The sequence below is a fragment of the Dyella sp. A6 genome (assembly GCF_036320485.1).
In the GTDB taxonomy this organism is placed as follows: Bacteria; Pseudomonadota; Gammaproteobacteria; order Xanthomonadales; family Rhodanobacteraceae; genus Rhodanobacter_A; species Rhodanobacter_A aluminiiresistens.
This window is the reverse complement of record NZ_CP132911.1, coordinates 3,126,658-3,144,370: the sequence shown is the minus strand read 5'-3', so window position 1 is coordinate 3,144,370 and position 17,713 is coordinate 3,126,658. Positions and strand designations below refer to the sequence as shown.

Genomic DNA, 17,713 nt, shown 5'->3' with positions numbered 1-17,713 from the left:
GGGTCACCTCACGAACAGGTGGGCTGCCAGGCGATACCATTCGGCGAGAGCCGCTGGAATGCTGATACCCAAGACGAGCACTAGGGCCAGGTGAATGAAAACCGGTGCCAGGGACGGCGGGTGCGGGAGTGACGGCGCTTCGGCTTCGCCGAAGACCATCGGTTGCACACGCGCGAAGATGGCGGCGAAGGCAATCACCAATGCGAAGAGCAGGAAAGGCGTTGCCCACGGGTGGTCGCGCATCGCCGTCATGAGGACCATGTACTCGCTAGCGAACACGCCGAAAGGCGGCATGCCGAGAATCGCCAGCGATCCAATCATGAGCCCCCAGCCGACACTGGGATGAATGGCGAGCAGGCCGCGAATACGGTCCATGCGCTGCGTGCCCGTCGCTTGCGATGCATGGCCTGCCGTGAAAAAGATGGCCGACTTCGTCAACGAGTGTACGGTCATGTGTAAGAGACCAGCGAAGGTCGCGACCGGTCCGCCCATGCCGAAGGCGAAGGTCATGATGCCCATGTGCTCGATCGACGAGTACGCGAACAATCGCTTGATGTCGCGCTGGCGCCAGAGAAACAGCGCGGCCCATACGGTCGACAGCAGGCCGAAGCCCATCAGCATGCGTCCGGGAAGCGGTGAATGCAGGGCGCCGTCGGCAATGATCTTGCAACGCAGGACGGCATAGAGCGCTACGTTGAGAAGAAGCCCGGACAGAACCGCCGAGACGGGCGTGGGACCCTCGGCGTGTGCATCCGGCAACCAGTTGTGCAACGGTGCCAGCCCGACCTTGGTGCCGTACCCGACCAGCAGAAAGACGAAGGCCAGGCCGACCACGGTGGGTTCCAGCTGGCCCCTGACCGCGTCGAGATGCGTCCAGAGCAGTGCGGACATGCCACTGCCGCCGAGCCGATCCTGCGCGGCCACGTACATCAGAATGGTGCCGAACAGCGCCAGGGCGATCCCCACGCCGCAAAGGATGAAGTACTTCCAGGCGGCCTCGATGCTTGCGCGGGTGCGATACAGCGACACCAGCAGAACGGTCGACAGTGTGGCCGCCTCCATGGCCACCCACAGGAATCCCAGGTTGTTTGTCGTCAGGGCGACCAGCATGGACGCCATGAACAGCTGGTACATGCTGTGATAAAGCCGTAGCCGTCGCACGGTCAGTCGGCCATGGGTGGCTTCGATGCGCATGTAGGACCGTGAAAAGAGCGCCGTGGTGAAGCCGACCAGCGCCGTCAGCGCCACGAGGAACACGTTGAACGGATCAATGAAGAACTGCTCGTCATAGGCCGTCAGGGATCCATCCCGGAAGACATGGACGGTCAGCATCGACGCGGCCAGCAGCGTGGCCAGGCTGATCGCGACATTGATCTCGGCGGCATAACGTCGCGAGCCGATCAGCGCAAGCAGGGCGGCTCCCACGACAGGGATGCCCACGACCCATGCAATCTCCATGTCATTCCTCCTTGAGCGACTCGAGGTGATGGAGATCAAGGCTGTCGAACTGCTCGCGTATGTGAAAGAAAAAGACGCCGAAGATGAAGACGCCCACGAGCACGTCCAGCGCGATGCCCAGTTCGACCACCATGGGCATGCCATAGGTGGTGCTGGTGGCCGCAAAGAACAGGCCGTTTTCCAGCGCAAGGAACCCGGTCACCTGGGTAAAGGCCTTGCGACGCGCCAGGATCATCAGCAGAGCCAGCAGGATTACGGCTAGCGCAATCCCCAGCGTCTGCCGGATGACTGTTGTCGCGAGTGCGCTGACCGGCTGGGCCAGGCCAAACGCGAAAATCACCAAGCCAAGCCCGACAAGCATCAAGGTGGGTACGTTCACCAGGGGTTCGTTGTCGCGTTCGATACCCAGTCGACGCATCAGGCGCAGAAGGATCCAGGGGAGCACGCAGACTTTCAGTACGAATGTGAGCGCCGCCGAAAAGTACAGATGGTTCAGATGGGTGGTTGCCGCGGTCAGCAGTGTGGCGGTCACCAGCACCATGCCTTGCCAGACGAGCAGCGTGACGAGGCGCCGACTCCGCCGTTCGGCCAGCATGGCGAAGGAGATCAGCAGCAAGGCGCCGGCGAGCGTTTGCAGCCATTGGGCGGTAAGCGGTAGCGTGAGCACGGCTCAGCCCTCCAGTAACAGGTGTACGAGTACACCGAGTACGGCCAGCAGGAAGGCCATGGTGAGAAACTCGGGTGCACGGAACAGTCGCAGCTTGGTCGACACGGTTTCGAATAGCGCCAGGACGCCGCCGGCCAACAACAACTTGGCGAGCAGGGTGAGCAGGGCGAGTGCGATGCCCGCGGCGCCGACATGGTGTGTGGCGATGCCCCATGGCGCGAACAGCGTGAAGCCGATGCAGGCGTAGTTGAACAGTTTCAGCCACGATGCCCATTCGATCAGTGCCAGGTGGCGCGCGGAGTATTCCAGCACCATAGCTTCATGGATCATCGTCAGTTCGAGATGCGTCGACGGGTTGTCGATCGGCAGGCGGGCGTTTTCGGCAAGTAGCACCATGACGAACGCAATGGCGGCAAACGCCAAGCTCGGATGAAGCACGATGTGCGTTTGTGCAAGCGTGTGCTGGACGATGACCGGCAAGGCCGTCGTGCCCGCCATCAGGAAGGCGTTGAACAACACCATCAACAACGCCGGCTCGGTGAGGAATCCGATCATCATTTCGCGTCGCGCCCCGAGCGTACCGAAGGCGGTGCCGATATCCATCGCCGCTAATGCCATGAAGGCGCGCGCCGTCGCAAACAGACCCACCAGCGCGATGGCATCGGCGACCCGCGATGCGGGGAGCTGGGTCGTCAGCGAAGGAATGATCGCTGCTGCCAGCACCATGGAGGCGAAGACGACGTACGGCGCGCTGCGGAAAAGCCAGGACGCGTCGTTGGCCAGGGCGACGTCCTTATGGAACAGCTTCCGCAGCATCCGGTAGGGCTGCCAGGGCGATGGCGCAGTGCGATTCTGCAGCAGCGCCCGGCACTGCCCGACCCATCCGGCGAACAAGGGGGCCAGACCGATGGCGAGCAGGCACGCGCCTATTTGCCATCCATAGATCATTGCCGTCATTGCCATAGGACGAGCATCAGTAGAAGGATCAAGGTCAGAAAGCTGTACAGCAGATAGAGCGCCAGCCGTCCCGACTGCAAGACGGCGATGCGGTCCGTCATGCGTTGCAGCATGCGCCCGAGCGGTTGATAGATCGCCAGCCAGAACCGGTCCATGACCAGGACGCGATACCGTGGAACGGTATCCGTTGGGCCAGGCAGTTCGCGCTCGATCTTGAAAAAGGGTTCAAACAGATGGCGGATCGGTTGACCAAAGCCCTCGGCGGAATCCTGCATGCGCGGCGTCTGCCAGGGGTACCCGCAATCCCACGCGGGCGTACGCCGAGTGCGCCCGCGGAACAAGAGGTACACGATGGAAAACGTCACGCCGATCACCGCCAGCAGTCCCATCCAGAACCACAGGCCGCTGTACGACGCCTCATTGGTTGCGATGGGTGTCATCCACCACGGCGAAGGCCCGCGCTGCGTCGTGGCTCCAAGCAGCGCCCGGGTCACACGTCCGGCGGCATCCAGTGCCACCTGGGGAAAGGCTCCAATCGCGACGCATCCGAGGGCCAGCCACGCCAGCCCCACCCGCTCGAGCAGGCCTGCATCATGCGCCGTAGCCAGCGCTTTCTCACGATGCTGGCCAAGGAAGACCACGCCGTAGAACTTGACCATCACGTAGCCGGCCAAGGCGGCGGTCAGTGTCACCACGGCAGCGCCCAGCGGGACGATCATGTTGAGGAAGGCATGCGGGAGGGTGGGGGTCTTCAGAAAGGATTGCAGCAGCAGCCACTCGGAGACGAAGCCGTTGAGCGGGGGGAGGCCGGCAATCGCCAGCGACCCCAGGAGTGCGAACGCGGCGACCCATGGCATGCGCCGGATCAGTCCTCCCAACTTGCCCAGGCTGCGTTCGCCCGTGGCGTGCATCACCGAGCCGGTCGCCAGGAAGAGCAGGCTCTTGAACAGTGCGTGGTTGAAGGCATGGATCAGTACGGCGGCCAGCGCCAGAGCGGCAAGCACCGGCATGTCGAACGTGCGGCACAGCAGTACCAGGCCGGTCCCGGCCAAGATCAGACCGATGTTTTCGATCGAGGAGTAAGCCAGCAGCCGCTTCATGTCAGTCTGGACCGCTGCAAAGACGGCGCCATAAAGCGCCGTCCCCAGGCCGAGGACCAGTGTCAGCAGTCCCCACCACCATGGACCGGCTGGAAGAAGGTCCAGGCCGACACGTAAAAGGCCGTAGATCGCCGTCTTCAACATCAATCCGCTCATCATGGCCGAGACCGGGGATGGCGCGGCGGGGTGCGCCTCGGGTAGCCAGATGTGAAGAGGGACCATGCCCGCCTTGGCGCCGAAGCCGAACAAGGCCAGCAGGAAGGCGACACTCACCCAAGCCGGGGAGAGCGAGGCGGTCCGCATGGCATCGAACGTCATCTGCCAGCCGGCACCATGCAGAACGCCGAAGCACAACAGAATGCCAAGCGCGCCGACATGCGCCATCAGCAGGTACAGGAATCCCGCGCGTCGAATCTCGGGCAACCGGTGCTGCGTGGTGACCAGGAAGTACGAGCTGAGCGCCATGGTCTCCCAGGCGACCATGAAGCCGTATGCATCGGCGGCCAGGATGACTAGCGTCATGCTGGCAAGAAACACGTGGTACTGCAGGCACAGCAGGCCAGGTGCCGTGCCTTCGCCGGACCGGAAGTATCCTGCCGAAAAGATGGAAATCCCCGCCCCTGCACTGCCGAGGAGCATCAGGAAAAACCCTGACAGGGCGTCCAGTCGGGCGTGAAACGGCAAGTCAGGCAGTCCCAGGGGCAGCACGACCTGCTGGGCCTGGAAGGCGGGCATCAAGGCCGCGGCGCCGACTGCGGCCACGCCCAGGGCGATCACGCTCCCCAGGGGGAACAGCGCGCGGGCCACCCAGACGACGCCATGAGGGCGGGCCAGACCGAGTACGCCGATAAACAGCCAGGTCGCCACAAGGCCGAGCAAAGCCGTCACCAGCGTGGGTGATGCGAAAACCACCTCGTTCACGCGCCTGGCTCCCTCGATGGTGGGGTGGCCACGGACGCGAACATCACGGCATGCTCATCAAATGATAATATGATTATCATATGGTTTGTTCTTCATGTAAGCTGGATAATACTCCCATGACCATCGAGAATCGTACAGCCCGTCTCACGATCCTGATCGATCCGCGCAAGAAGGCCGTCTTCGAGCGCTTGTGCGCGGCCGAGGACACCACGCCGTCACAGGTCGTGCGTCGGCTTATCCGCGAGTACATCGAGCAAACCTCCGGACGTCCCTGGCATGCCGAAGACGAACCGGTGCCCGATCAACGAGGTAAGCATGCCGGCCGCAAGTAAACCTACGACGCGCCGGCAGCTCTCACCGGCACAGCACAAATCAGATGCCTCTCGGGTCATGTCAGGGCTGCGCCCGGAGCATGTGGCCTTCCTCGGCGAATGCAGCACCACGACGCAGGACAGTCGAACCGATGTGCAGGTGCTCTGTTGGCCGACCGTGCCAGCGACGTGGTCCATGCTTGCACATGCCTTGGAGGAGCTGCAGGCATTGCGGGGCAATATCGCCGGCGAACCTGGCTTGACGTGGACTCAAGACGCTGCACCTCAGCTGTCTCGCCCCGTCGACCGCGAACCCAATGCGGTCGAAAGTACGCTGGCGGCGCTCATCCGGCGCCTGCCGCTGCGATTTGCAGTAGCCGTTGTCGAACACCAAACCGGGCGCAGCAAAGGGTCGGACATAGTGCGTCACCGCTCCCTGTTCTCTGGTTGCTTGATGGCGTATGAGGCCTATTTGAAGAGCTCTCGCCAGGCCGCATGTCGCCTCGTTATCGCAGCGGCGGGTGATGCGGTCGTCAATGAGCTACGCCGGACGGCTTTCGACGAGGCGCTGTCCCAGTTGACAGGAACGGCGAATCTGAAAGGCCTTGAGTTGGGATTCTGGTCGGAACTCGCTACGCCACTGCCCATGGAGGTGAGTCAGTTGGCTGCCGTGGCTGTGGGGCGCCATCTCAGGCAACCATCGGAAGCCAATCCCATTTTTGAGACGGTGCGCGCGCATTTGGCGCCGCCTTCACGTTTTCACGCCATGGGCCAGAAGAAGCGATCGAAATGATGCCCGTCGCATCAGGCGCCAACCTCAAGCCTGAAACGGCATGGGGATCATTCGGCCGCCGCCTGGTTCAATGACGCACGTAATGACCCAAAGAGAGGCAAGCAACATCATGGCGGTACGCGACAGCAATGGAAACACGCTTGAGAACGGTGACACGGTGCTTGTCATCAAAGACCTCAAGGTCAAGGGTTCGTCACAAACGCTCAAGCGCGGAGCGCAGTTCAAGAACATTCGCCTCACGTCGAACGAGGAAGAGATAGAGTGCCGCGACGGCAAGAGCACGCTGGTACTCAGGACATGTTTCTTGAAGAAGGGGTGAGCATGCGACATCCGCTATAGGCGATAGTAAGCCGTTTCAGTGAACCGTCGCAGCACTCCGATGAACTATGGTTATCTGACCAATCCATGGCTGTGGATATGGAAAACCCATGGATCGCCTCAGGGGGAACATCAATGCCGCAGGAGAACTGAGCGATGTCCGGAAGGTATGTCTTGAAGCGTAGTGGTGACCAATTCATGTTTAATCTGAAGGCGGGCAACTACGAGATCATTTTGACCAGCGAGCGATATACGACCAAGGCTGGAGCACAGAACGGCATTGCGTCCGTCCAGACCAACAGTCCGTACGATGGGCGCTACGAGCGCAAAACGTCCACAGCAGGCGATCCCTACTTTGTCCTCAAGGCCGGTAACGGCGAGGTGATCGGTCGCAGCGAGATGTATTCCTCTTCGGCGGCGTGTGAGAGGGGTATTGCCTCCGTCAAGGAGAATGGACCGACGGCCGATATCAAGGACGAGACTTGACCAGGTTGTAGAGCCCGTCGTGATCGAATGTCTCCGAAGGCCGGCATCCGTCGGCCTTCCTTGTTCTGCGCTGGCTTTAAAAGAGATTTCGACCCTCATCGGTTAGCAACATACTGACAAGCGCCTCACCTAGCAGCTCTCGCAAGTGTGGTGTGGTCGTGGCACGCCAAGCGTGCTGCCGATCACGCCGTGACGGCTGGGCACAACTGCGATCCGAGGACTGCAATGAATCAGGTGGCTCTTTCAAAGGGGGGGCGAGCATGCGGCGCCCTTTCCGGGGCATCCATCGTCGCTAGCGCCAGGCACCCACGCGTAACTTCTGCTTGCTCCAGTGTTCGTTGGCCGCCATCTGCGCGCAGCAGTTCCGTGGGCTACCCCGGCCCACTACTGGCTAGAGGGAGATTGGAGCCAGCGAACCCAGCAATTTTGAGATCCATATCACCCCGATGAGCAGAGGGCGTTCTCTGCTCCTTCCGTGTGGGCTTCCATGCGAAAGCCACCTGCGTACGGAGTCATGGTGATGTTCAACAACGCTTGTGGTGGTTATCCCCACTCGACACTATTGGAACGCCCTGTCGTCAGCGTGGGCTCCTAGTGCATCAGGCAGCGTCGAATCCAACATTTTTCAAATCCACATCACCTCTCTGAGCCGCCATCGTGGCGGATCCATCCGTGCTTGCAGTCCGCGGATGTTCCTTTCCTGGGAGTCTTGGTGATGTTCGATAGATTGGGGGGTACTTACCCCTGCTTCTCGCTGGTTGAATGCCTGATTGTGTTCGCGAGCCTTTTCCTGGCGGGATGTCTCTGGATGTTCCTCCTTCAGTGGTACGTCAACTACCGTCTGGAGGACAGCGCCCATGCATGACCTGATCCCGGAGCAGCCCTGGGCCGGTGACGTAATGGATGTGGTGCCACGTTGCCCACGATGTAGGTCAGCACAGATCGAAACGCGTAACCTGGGACGCAAGTACGGTGGCGCGATCGGTGCCATTGCTGGTACGACCAGTGGCGTGACCCTGGCGCTTTCAGGTGCTGAGGTAGGGTTTGTGGGCGGACCTATCGGAGCGCTGATGGGTGCGGCGGCTGGCGTGGTGATCGATGGGATCGTCGCCGGTGCTGCGGGTTGTGCGGCCGGGTCCAAACTGGGTGCCGCCATCGACCAGAACATCCTCGACAACTACCGCTGCAGAGCCTGCGGGCACACCTTCGGCGACACCTCGCCGTAGGGCTCTTTCGGGCTCGTTAACTTCATTTCTCACTTTCGCGCATAGTGCCCAGCGCCCGGCCTCGGCCGGGCGCTGGGCCTTTGTGCCTCTGAAACAAGGAATCCACCATGTCATCTAGTTCAACCCTCTGCCCCCCGGTCGCCGATCCGGAACGCCAGTCCAAAGAGCAAGCCATCATGGAAGCAGCTGAGGACATCCTCAAGGAACGGCTCGAGCGTAAGGGAAGCATCGGTTGTCCGACCGATGCCGCTGACTTTCTCCGTATGCGCCTGGGGGCGCTTCGGCACGAGGAGTTTCATGTCCTGTGGCTCGATACCCGGCATCGCATCCTGGGTTGCCAGCGGCTGTTCACCGGCACTGTCGACGGTGCCAGTGTCTATCCGCGCGAAGTTGTACGAGCCGCTTTGGGCATCAACGCCAGTGCAGCCATTCTGGCCCACAACCATCCAAGTGGGGTGGCTGAGCCCAGCGTCGCCGATCGTTCCATCACCAAGGAGTTGTGCGATGCCCTACGCCTAGTCGGAGTTCGAGTGCTGGATCACCTGATCGTCGGATCCGACTGCGTCAGTATGGCCAGTCGCGGCCTGCTGTAGCCGGCCGCAACAACGCCAGTTCGTAGCGACTGATTTGGTGCAATCCTTCGTAGGCCTGGTGAGCGGTGTGAGCCGCCACCGGGCGTCTCCGATCCCTCCATGGAATCCGTCTACGACACGATTAGATCACGACCGAAAGCTGGCATAGACGTCAGCTACCCGCTGATTTTACCGGTCTCGCTTTTTTGTCCGCGTCGAGTAGTGCGCCAATGTCGACATTAAGTACGAGTCCAAGCTTGCACAGCACAAGAAGGGACGGGTTACCGATGGCTCGCTCGATCTGGCTGACATAGGTTCGATCCACGTCTGCGTTCAGAGCTAGTTGCTCTTGAGAGAGTCGCTTGCTTCTCCGGAGATTCCGGATGTTACGCGCAAGCTGGTGACGCACCTGGTCGAAGTCCCGTGGCATGCACGCAAAGTGCCGATTGCGAGACTTTCAATCCACGGGATATATTCTACAAACTCTATTGAGGACCAGATAAATCCGGAAGGCTTCCGCGTCATCTGTGATGCCGGTCATGCATCTCAGCGAGGCCGGTACCCCGATCCATCCAGCGCCGACGCGGATCTGATCCATTCCCATAACCCGGGCGAGACAACGTTGCCCACACAAGGAGCAAGTGCATGAAAACCCGCATCACCGTTGGGCTGGGGTTGGTCGCCGCATTTGCGGTTTTGGCCGGATGTTCCCACCCGAACATCAGCAAGGTGAAGGCCATGGCTTTCACGAGCCCGGTCCAGTACTACACCGTCCAATCGGACATGACCCTCGGCCAGGCTCTGGATCACCGCAAGGTTTGCGCCTCCGTCCACTGGGGCACGATCACCAGTGATCGCGGGCAGACCGTGGTTGAGTACCGCTGCGTGCTGAATCCGGCAAGCAGTCCTGACTTCACAAAGCTGCATTACAAGAAGGTCACTGAGGTCCAGCAGTGGACCATCGGTGCCGACGGTACGCCCGAGTTGAGCTACGTCGGTTGGGAAACCCTGTTCACCGATGGCCGGAAGGAAAGCGACAAGAACGCCGCCGACTACCTCGCCAACATCTACAGCATGATCGACCACGACAACGTCAGCACCTACGACCAATACGACTGGGGGCTGTCGCACGTCGAATAGTCAACTGGTCCTGGAGCTGGTTGCCTCTACGCACCGGCACCACCACGCGATCACCGAAAGCAACCTTAGGAACGCAGGTCATCGCACCCATGGCCAGGGGCGGCCCCGGTGCCTGCAGGCACCGGCATGCATCCTGGCGCCAGGTTACGGCTCTGGGCTTTAACGACGTTTTCTCTCTCCCACGACATCCCTGCGGTCGCTGCGCGACCGTATCGAAAGGAACATCCCCATGAAGAAGACTGAAAGCTTCTGGACGATCTTCGCCACCCTGACCGGTGGGCAGAAGTTCACCGTCATCCGCAACATCCTCGTACTTCCAATCCTCCTCATCGCCCTGGAACTTGGTGTGGGAGGCGGCCTGTATGGCATCGCCCTCTTTCCCTGGGTCGTGCTGCCGTTCTACCTCTGGTCCAACATCGGACGCGGCAAGACCTTGCACCGTCTCCACCTCCCGGGCGGTTTCCTGACCCGGTCATCGAAGCTCTGGGTGTGGTACCTCCTCGCGGGCGTGATCGGTGCGGCTTACAGCGCGGCGTGGATAGGCATCAGCGCCGTCGCTGGCGCCAGCGAACTGATGATGGTGAACGTCAACAATGCCGTCACCGCGTTTCTTGCCGCGCTGGCCGTGGTCCTGGGCATCCGCAAGGGCTGGTCCGAGGTCATCCCACCCGAGCAGGCTGATGAGACGATGCGGGGCCAGCAGGTGCTTCACCTGATCAACCCCAAGGGCATTGCTCAGCGCCAGCTGTTCTTCAACGTCGCTGGCATCCTCGTCCTGATTGGCGCTTTGGCCCAGGTTGGTCAGTCAATGGCGAAGGTGGCCAACACCGGTACGTCTTCGACCGTGGCCTTGACCGACGATGACGCGCTGATCCATGCCATGGCCAGTGGCACCACACTGCCGGCATCCGCGAATGAGCAGGCGACTCCGTCTACACAAGGCAACAGTGATCCGGTACCCACCCCGGGGCTGACCCTGGCAACCTATGGCAACCAGGTGGTGTCTCACTATCCAGGGCAAAGCCCGCTCAAGGCGGCGACCTACGCGCTTCGGTATCTGAAGATGCCCTACCAGCTGGGCGGTATTGATGCGGCGGGCTATGTATCGATCGAGGCAACGTGCCAGAACAACGCCGGACGAGCGTCCTGTGATGATTACTTCAGCAACGGCGATACCGGGCACACAACCAACATCGCCGGGTTCGCGGCGCGGTTGTGGCCGGTCAATCCGGCCGATGTACAGATCGCGGTCACTGCCATCCCGGATATCGATGGGTGGCCGAAGCTGATCAATGCGCTGGCTGCGAACAAGATCGCGTGTATGGGGCCGATCTGCTTCGACAAGGCGCAGCATGTCGTGGGACGGGCGATATCGTCGACCCTGGCGGCGGAAATTCCGGTCACTCGATGGTTGACCACCGGACAGTCATCGCAAGCGATGTCGCCGTCGGCGCAGGCGGGGGTACAACACGCGTCGACACCGGAATCAACTGGCAGTAGCGAACTGACGGCCAACACCTTTGGCAACCGGGTGACCTCGTTCTATCCGGGTAAGGCACCGCTCGATGCATACATGGACGCCCTGATCCGGATCAACTCGAATCTCATGGTGAGCACCATCGATTATCTCGGGTACCCGATCTACGAGGTCGAGTGCGAAAAGAACGGCCAATGCGTCAGTGGGGATGGCGTGGCAATCGGTTCGATACAGGATGTCGCGGGATGGATGTTTCCAGTCGATCCGGCCGACATCAGCCGCTACCGCCTGAGCTGCGATGTCATCTGCTACGACACCAAAGGCAACGTCATAGGTCGGGATCCTAGATTCAAAGAGTAGCGGCGTAGGCCAAAGTCTTTCTACGCTTCCATGCGGGCGGATTTTAGCGCTTTTGATATCGAGCCCCCCGTCCACGAACGGGGGCTCCGGCTTTGCCGGTTGCTAACGTAGTAATCGTGTACGTGTGCCACAAATGGTCACCAGCATGACAGCTATCGCTAGATCGGACCTACCAAAGCACAGTGGAACGCCACTTCTCAACAGCCAATTCGAGATTACTCATGCAGCATGGCCTGTCTCGCCGACATATGTGTCGGCATCATGTTGACGTTGGCGTTGTGCATGACCCACAGCGAAAGTCCCACCATGACGACGATGAGAAGCGCCGTGCAGCTGAAAATGACGGCGTTCTCGCGCTTGTCGGGGGAGGTTCCAATGTGCATGAAGTACACCAGTTGCACGAGCAATTGGGCGACACAGAGCGCCACGACGATGGCGAGTCCGATGCCATGCGATGCGATGCCGGCCATGACAGTGGCGAATGCCGCCATCGTGATGATGCATGACAGGGCAAAACCAACGGCATAGTCCCTGGTCGTTCCGTGCGAGGACGTCTTCGCGGCGGCAGCCTTTGGATGTGATGGCGAGGTTTTCATAGGAAAGCGCGCAAGTAGACGAAGGTAAAGACACAGATCCAGATCAGGTCGAGGAAATGCCAGAAGAGACTCAAACAGGTTAGGCGGCGAAGCATCGCACTGTTGAGGCCGAAGCGGCCGACCTGATGAATGAGCGTTACGATCCATAGCAACCCGCACATCACGTGCAGACCATGCGTTCCGACGAGGACGAAATACGACGACAGGAACGCGCTGGTATCAGGGCCGGCGCCGCGGTGGATCAGCAGGGCGAACTCGTGCAGCTCCATCGCGATGAATGCGGCGCCAAGAAGAAACGTAATCCACAGCCACGCCTGAGTGCGGTCTCGGTGCTGCTCATGTGCGCTTAGCACGGCAAACCCGAAGGTGAAACTGCTGGTCAGCAGTAAGGCGGTCTCGCCAAGGACATAGGGCAGGTCGAAGAGCGCTCTGCCACCGGGACCGCCCGCCGTATTGGCCGCCAGTACACCGAACGTCGCGAACAACGTGGCGAAGATCAGGCAATCGCTCATCAGGTAGAGCCAGAACCCGAGCACGGTGGTCGCGCCGCGGTCGTGGTGTCCCGCATCGTGGCTAGTGACGTTCTGCGTGGTGGATAGGACGGAGGTACTCATTGCTCAAGACGCCTTCAGGCTGGCCGATGCCGAATTCACTTGGTGGAACATCTGCATGGGGGCAAGACGGGTGTGCTCCAGGCGCTCCACCTCTGCGGCGGGGACGACATACTCCTGGTCGAGGCGATAACTGCGCGCCAGGAGGGTCGCTGCTGCACCGACGAGGCTGAGCAGCGCCACCACCCACATATGCCAGACCAGTGCGAAGGAGAGCATCAGACTGAACGCGGCAATGACGATGCCTGCTGGGGTGTTTTTCGGCATGTGGATGTCTTCGTACCGCTCCGGTTTACGGTAGGCGACACCCGTTGTCTTGTCGTCCCAATGCTGTTCCAGCGACGTGATGTGGGGGATGGTGGCGAAGTTGTAGAAAGGTGCAGGTGATGCGGTCGACCATTCGAGGCTCCGTCCATCCCACGGGTCACCCGTAGGGTCGCGGCTCGCTTCGCGGCGGGCGATGCTCACGCCGATCTGGATCAGGTTGGCGAAGATCCCCATCCCGATGACCACGGCACCAATGAACGCCACGATCAGCCACGGTTGCCACGCAGGGTTCGTATAGTGGTTCATGCGCCGAGTCATGCCTTCGAAGCCAAGCACGTAGAGCGGCATGAAGGCGAGGTAGAAGCCGATCAGCCAGCACCAGAACGAAACCTTGCCCCAGAATTCGTCAAGCGTGAACCCGAACACCTTGGGGAACCAGAAATTGAGGCCGGCCATGCATCCGAATACGACCCCGCCGATGATCACGTTGTGGAAATGCGCGATCAGAAACAAGCTGTTGTGCAGGACGAAGTCGGCGCCAGGAACGGCCAGCAGCACACCGGACATACCCCCGATGGTAAAGGTCACCATGAAGCCAATCGTCCATAGCGTGGATGGATGGAAGCGCACGCGCCCGCGATACATGGTGAAAAGCCAGTTGAACAGCTTCACTCCGGTGGGAATCGAGATGATTGACGTCATGATGCCGAAGAAGGCGTTGACGTTTGCCCCGGAGCCCATGGTGAAGAAGTGGTGCAGCCAGACGAAGAACGACAGCACGCCGATCGCGCAGGTGGCGTAGACCATCGATTTGTAGCCGAAGAGCGGCTTACCCGAAAAGGTCGCGATCACCTCCGAGAACGTGCCAAACAAAGGCAGGATGAGGATGTAGACCTCTGGATGGCCCCAGACCCAGATGAGATTGATGTACATCATCGCGTTTCCGCCAAGCGTGTTGGTGAAGAAATGCATCCCCAGGTAGCGGTCGGCGGCGAGCAGGGCCAGGGTCGCTGTCAGTACGGGGAATACGGCGACGATCAGAATGCTGGTGACCAGCGCTGTCCAGACGAAGACCGGCATCTTCATCAGCGTCATGCCCGGTGCCCGCATGCGCAGGATGGTGGCGATGAAGTTGATGCCCGACAGCAGCGTTCCCAACCCGGAGACCTGCAGCGACCATATGTAGTAGTCGACGCCTACCGTGGGGCTGTGACTGAGCTCGGAGAGCGGGGGGTAGGCGACCCAGCCCGTGGCAGCGAAGTCGCCGACGAACATCGAGAGCATAACCAGTAGTGCCCCGACGACGGATAGCCACAGGCCCAGCGAATTCAGGAACGGAAAGGCGACGTCGCGCGCACCAATCTGCAACGGCAGGATGACGTTCATCAGGCCTATGATGAACGGTGTCGCCACGAAGAAGATCATGATGACGCCGTGGGCGGTGAATATCTGGTCGTAGTGATGTGGAGGCAGGTAACCTGCCGCGCCATTCGCCGCGATGGCCTGTTGGGCGCGCATCATGATGGCGTCGGCAAAGCCGCGAAGCAGCATCACCAAGGCAAGAATGATGTACATCACGCCGACCTTCTTGTGGTCGACCGAGGTGAACCACTCCTTCCAAAGGTAGGTCCACTTGCCGGCGTAGGTGACGGCCGCCAATAGGGCGAAGCCGAGGACCGAGACCACGGCGAGCGTGCCCATGATGATGGGCTCGTGATAGGGGATGGCGTTTAGAGAGAGCTTACCCAACAAGTGTCCGAACATGGCGCTACTCCGAGACTCTGGCAGCGGATGGGTTCAAGGGAATGGCGGGGTGCGGTGGGCGGCCTGGGAAGACGTCGCGCCGGTACTGGTCGACGACGTGTTCGAACAGGTGAGCAGCCACGTGCGAATAACTTTCCACCGGGTTGTTCCGGCTCGGTGCTGCAAGGGCCTGGTAGGCCGCCTTGGTCAATACAAGCTTTGAGTGCCGAGCCTGTTCGACCCAGCGCTTGAAATCCGCCTCGCTGGTGGCTGCGGTATCGAAATGCATGTCAGCGAATCCCGGGCCACTGAACGAGGACGACATCCCTTGATAGACGCCGGGCGTATCTGCGATCAGGTGCAGGCGCGTCTGCATTCCCGACATCGCATAAATCTGGCTACCGAGCCGGGGGATGAAGAAGGAGTTCATGATGGAGTCAGAGGTGATGCGGAAATTGATTGGCCTGCCGACCGGAATCACTAACCGATTGACCGAGGCAATATCCTCGTCGGGGTAGATGAATAGCCACTTCCAGTTGAGTGCGATGACATCGACGTTTACCGGTTTGGCCGTCGACTGGACGGGGCGGTAGGGATCCAGCGTATGCGTTGAGCGCCAGATAAGTACCGCAAGACAGGTCACAATCAGGCACGGAATAACCCACACCACCACCTCGATCTTTGTGGAGTGTGTCCACGTTGGCGCGTAGGTAGCCTGTGTGTTGGATTTGCGGTAGTGCCAGGCGAAATACAGTGTCAGCGCGATCACTGGGACCACCACCAGCAGCATCAAAACTGATGCAATGATGATCAGGTGCTTTTCTTGCACGCCGATACTGCCCTTGGGGTCGAACAGTGCCATGTGACAGCCACTCAATGTGAGCGTTGTCATGCATACAAGAAAGGGGGCAAGGCCGCATGCGGCCCGTGACCCTAGTCGTCTGCCCGGTCGTGTCCGAGGCAACGATCTATCAGTGCCACTGGTAGCCAGTCTCTTCATGGTTCGCACACACTCTCCGAAGACAAGAACCATACAAAAATCTATCTACGGTACTTTGTTTGGTTTTTGTGTATGCTAGATGGGTGCATATGCCATACATTGGCGGCAAAATGACTCAGGTAGGACCAGGACGAAAGGCGGCGGTAACCGGCTGGATCGAAGCGATCAGGCCGGGCAGAGGTCCGCGCTATCTGCAGATTCTTCAGGCCTTGGAACACGCATTGTCCGACGGACGACTTCGCCCGGGGGATCGGTTGCCGCCCCAGCGCCAATTGGCCGCACAACTCCATGTGGACCTCACGACGGTAAGCCATGCCTATCGAGAAGCCATACAGCGAGCGTGGATACGATCGCTGGGCGCACGTGGAACTTATGTCGCGGCCTCGAAGGTCGAATTGTCCGGGATGGTCGACCTGAGCATGAACATCCCACCTTCGCCCCGAGAGGTCGACTGGGCGGAGTCTTTGCGACAAGGCACTTCACAAGTCCTGGTGCGCAACGATGCGGACCTTCTGATGACGTACCACTTGGCCGGAGGCGGCCCAGCGGATCGCGATGCCGCTCGACGCTGGCTGAATCCGATGCTTGGCAAAGTGGATATCGAGCGGGTGGCGACGTCTCCAGGCGCTCAGTCCGCCCTTGCTGCATTGATTATGACCTTGACGACGCCTGGCGAAATCATCTTGACCGAACCTCTGGCTTATCCGGGTCTACTGGCGGCCATCCAGCAGTTCGGGCGAATCGCAATGCCTGTGGCGACAGATGCAGACGGTATGCGGCCCGACGCGCTGGAAGAAGCATGTCGGGCGCATAGGGGGAGCGTGGTTTATCTCAATCCGACCTTGCAGAACCCGAGCACACATACCATGCCCGAAAGCCGTCGCCGCGAAATCGCCGCCATGGCGGTCAAACACGGCCTTCAGATCATTGAGGATGATCCGTACTGGTTATTCGCAGATGGTGCACCTCCACCATTGGCTCGAATCGTGCCGGAACGCGTTCACTACGTATCGACCTTGTCCAAATGCCTATCACCGGGATTACGCACCGCCTTCGTGGTGTCGCCGGATGACAACACTCATCGCGTGTTTCTTGCAGCTTTGCGTTCCATCGCCCTGATGGCCGCTCCGATGATGGCCGCGCTTGTGACGCAATGGATACTCGATGGAACGGCGGCCCGCATTGTGGCAGACGTCCGTTCTGAGGCACGTTCTCGTCAGCGGCTCGCACGCAAGATTCTTCTAGGGGCAAAGGGGGCGACCTACGCTAACAGTGCGGGCATCCATCTGTGGCATGTCCTGCCAGACCATTGGACCTCTAACGACCTCGTCCAAGTGGCTCGTTCCGAAGGCCTAGCCCTCACACCGTCGAGCGTCTTCCAAGTGGCATCGTCATCACAAAACGCGATTCGTATTTCGCTTGGAGGTGGATCTAGCCGTCAGAGCCTTGTGGCGGCACTGCAAAAATTGGCCGCGCTGCTAGCTCGTCAGCCATTGCTGCAGCCTAGTCTTGTCGTGTAGCCGTGCACATACGTTGATTGAGTCTTCTTCATGCGCCAGCGTCGCGTGCTTTGAAGTGGATCTCGACGAGGTGTGCGTATCCGTCCGATTAGCGTGTCCAGTTATAACGCTCCGGTCCGCACGCGATCACGGCCATCAGCATCAAACCCCAGACCTTGTGATCGACGAAATTCGTGGCGTTAAACAGCGT

The 17,713-nt window shown here is 60.2% G+C and carries 18 protein-coding genes; 9 read left to right on the top strand and 9 right to left on the bottom strand.

The features are described 5' to 3' along the window. Positions 1-3: 3 nt before the first annotated feature. Genes RA164_RS14055 through hyfB form a run of 4 tightly spaced genes read right to left on the bottom strand, consistent with a single transcriptional unit; the run spans position 4 to position 5,103 of the window. Positions 4-1,458 carry a hydrogenase 4 subunit F gene (locus RA164_RS14055; protein ID WP_329741462.1) on the bottom strand — a complete coding sequence of 485 codons (1,455 nt, stop codon included), beginning with the start codon at positions 1,456-1,458 and terminating at the stop codon, positions 4-6. 1 nt (position 1,459) lies between these two features. After that, a complete protein-coding gene (locus RA164_RS14050; protein WP_329741461.1) occupies positions 1,460-2,125 on the bottom strand; it encodes a formate hydrogenlyase in 666 nt (221 codons plus the stop codon). A 3-nt stretch (positions 2,126-2,128) separates the two neighbouring features. After that, a complete protein-coding gene (locus RA164_RS14045; protein ID WP_329741460.1) occupies positions 2,129-3,088 on the bottom strand; it encodes a respiratory chain complex I subunit 1 family protein in 960 nt (319 codons plus the stop codon). Then, a complete protein-coding gene (hyfB, locus tag RA164_RS14040) occupies positions 3,079-5,103 on the bottom strand; it encodes a hydrogenase 4 subunit B (protein WP_329741459.1) in 2,025 nt (674 codons plus the stop codon). The genes RA164_RS14045 and hyfB overlap by 10 nt, the downstream gene beginning before the upstream one ends. A 116-nt stretch (positions 5,104-5,219) precedes the next feature. Between hyfB and RA164_RS14035 the strand changes: the two genes are divergently transcribed. From RA164_RS14035 to RA164_RS14010, 6 genes are all read left to right on the top strand, one after another. Further along, entirely contained in the window at positions 5,220-5,435 is a 216-nt protein-coding gene (locus RA164_RS14035; RefSeq protein ID WP_329741458.1) for a ribbon-helix-helix protein, CopG family, read from the top strand. A gap of 58 nt (positions 5,436-5,493) precedes the next feature. Then, complete coding sequence (locus RA164_RS14030; protein WP_329741457.1) at positions 5,494-6,207, top strand: hypothetical protein; 714 nt, start codon at positions 5,494-5,496, stop codon at positions 6,205-6,207. A gap of 109 nt (positions 6,208-6,316) precedes the next feature. Next, the gene (locus RA164_RS14025; RefSeq protein ID WP_329741456.1) at positions 6,317-6,526 is read left to right on the top strand and encodes an alkylphosphonate utilization protein; all 210 of its coding nucleotides are present in this window, start codon (positions 6,317-6,319) and stop codon (positions 6,524-6,526) included. A 197-nt stretch (positions 6,527-6,723) separates the two neighbouring features. After that, entirely contained in the window at positions 6,724-7,011 is a 288-nt protein-coding gene (locus tag RA164_RS14020) for a YegP family protein (protein ID WP_459553950.1), read from the top strand. A gap of 857 nt (positions 7,012-7,868) precedes the next feature. After that, a complete protein-coding gene (locus RA164_RS14015) occupies positions 7,869-8,237 on the top strand; it encodes a hypothetical protein (RefSeq protein WP_329741454.1) in 369 nt (122 codons plus the stop codon). A 107-nt stretch (positions 8,238-8,344) separates the two neighbouring features. Further along, positions 8,345-8,830, top strand: coding sequence for a JAB domain-containing protein (locus RA164_RS14010; RefSeq protein ID WP_329741453.1), 486 nt, complete (start codon positions 8,345-8,347; stop codon positions 8,828-8,830). Positions 8,831-8,981: 151 nt separating this feature from the next. On the opposite strand, the gene RA164_RS16640 is transcribed toward RA164_RS14010, so the two are convergent. Continuing rightward, positions 8,982-9,239, bottom strand: coding sequence for a helix-turn-helix domain-containing protein (locus tag RA164_RS16640; protein WP_412731042.1), 258 nt, complete (start codon positions 9,237-9,239; stop codon positions 8,982-8,984). A gap of 215 nt (positions 9,240-9,454) precedes the next feature. On the opposite strand from RA164_RS16640, the gene RA164_RS14005 reads away from it, so the two are divergent. Together RA164_RS14005 and RA164_RS14000 are read left to right on the top strand one after the other, a co-directional pair. After that, positions 9,455-9,949 (top strand): hypothetical protein, encoded by a 495-nt coding sequence (locus RA164_RS14005; RefSeq protein ID WP_329741452.1) that lies wholly within the window; start codon positions 9,455-9,457, stop codon positions 9,947-9,949. Between the two features lie 229 nt (positions 9,950-10,178). After that, the gene (locus RA164_RS14000; RefSeq protein WP_329741451.1) at positions 10,179-11,786 is read left to right on the top strand and encodes a hypothetical protein; all 1,608 of its coding nucleotides are present in this window, start codon (positions 10,179-10,181) and stop codon (positions 11,784-11,786) included. Between the two features lie 215 nt (positions 11,787-12,001). Here the strand turns inward: RA164_RS14000 and cyoD are convergent, their stop codons facing one another. From cyoD to cyoA, 4 genes are read right to left on the bottom strand one after another with little or no spacing between them, the layout of a single operon-like run. Continuing rightward, a complete protein-coding gene (gene cyoD / locus RA164_RS13995; protein WP_329741450.1) occupies positions 12,002-12,382 on the bottom strand; it encodes a cytochrome o ubiquinol oxidase subunit IV in 381 nt (126 codons plus the stop codon). After that, positions 12,379-12,996 (bottom strand): cytochrome o ubiquinol oxidase subunit III, encoded by a 618-nt coding sequence (cyoC, locus tag RA164_RS13990; protein ID WP_329741449.1) that lies wholly within the window; start codon positions 12,994-12,996, stop codon positions 12,379-12,381. The genes cyoD and cyoC overlap by 4 nt, the downstream gene beginning before the upstream one ends. Before the next feature lie 3 nt (positions 12,997-12,999). Further along, a complete protein-coding gene (gene cyoB, locus RA164_RS13985) occupies positions 13,000-15,012 on the bottom strand; it encodes a cytochrome o ubiquinol oxidase subunit I (RefSeq protein WP_329743562.1) in 2,013 nt (670 codons plus the stop codon). A 16-nt stretch (positions 15,013-15,028) separates the two neighbouring features. Continuing rightward, positions 15,029-16,003: a ubiquinol oxidase subunit II gene (cyoA, locus tag RA164_RS13980; RefSeq protein WP_412731041.1), complete on the bottom strand. Its 975-nt coding sequence runs from the start codon at positions 16,001-16,003 to the stop codon at positions 15,029-15,031. Positions 16,004-16,092: 89 nt separating this feature from the next. Here cyoA and RA164_RS13975 point away from each other — a divergent pair, with 89 nt between their 5' ends. Continuing rightward, on the top strand, positions 16,093-17,523 hold the full coding sequence (locus RA164_RS13975; protein ID WP_329741447.1) for an aminotransferase-like domain-containing protein: 1,431 nt from the start codon (positions 16,093-16,095) through the stop codon (positions 17,521-17,523). Positions 17,524-17,713: the final 190 nt, after the last annotated feature.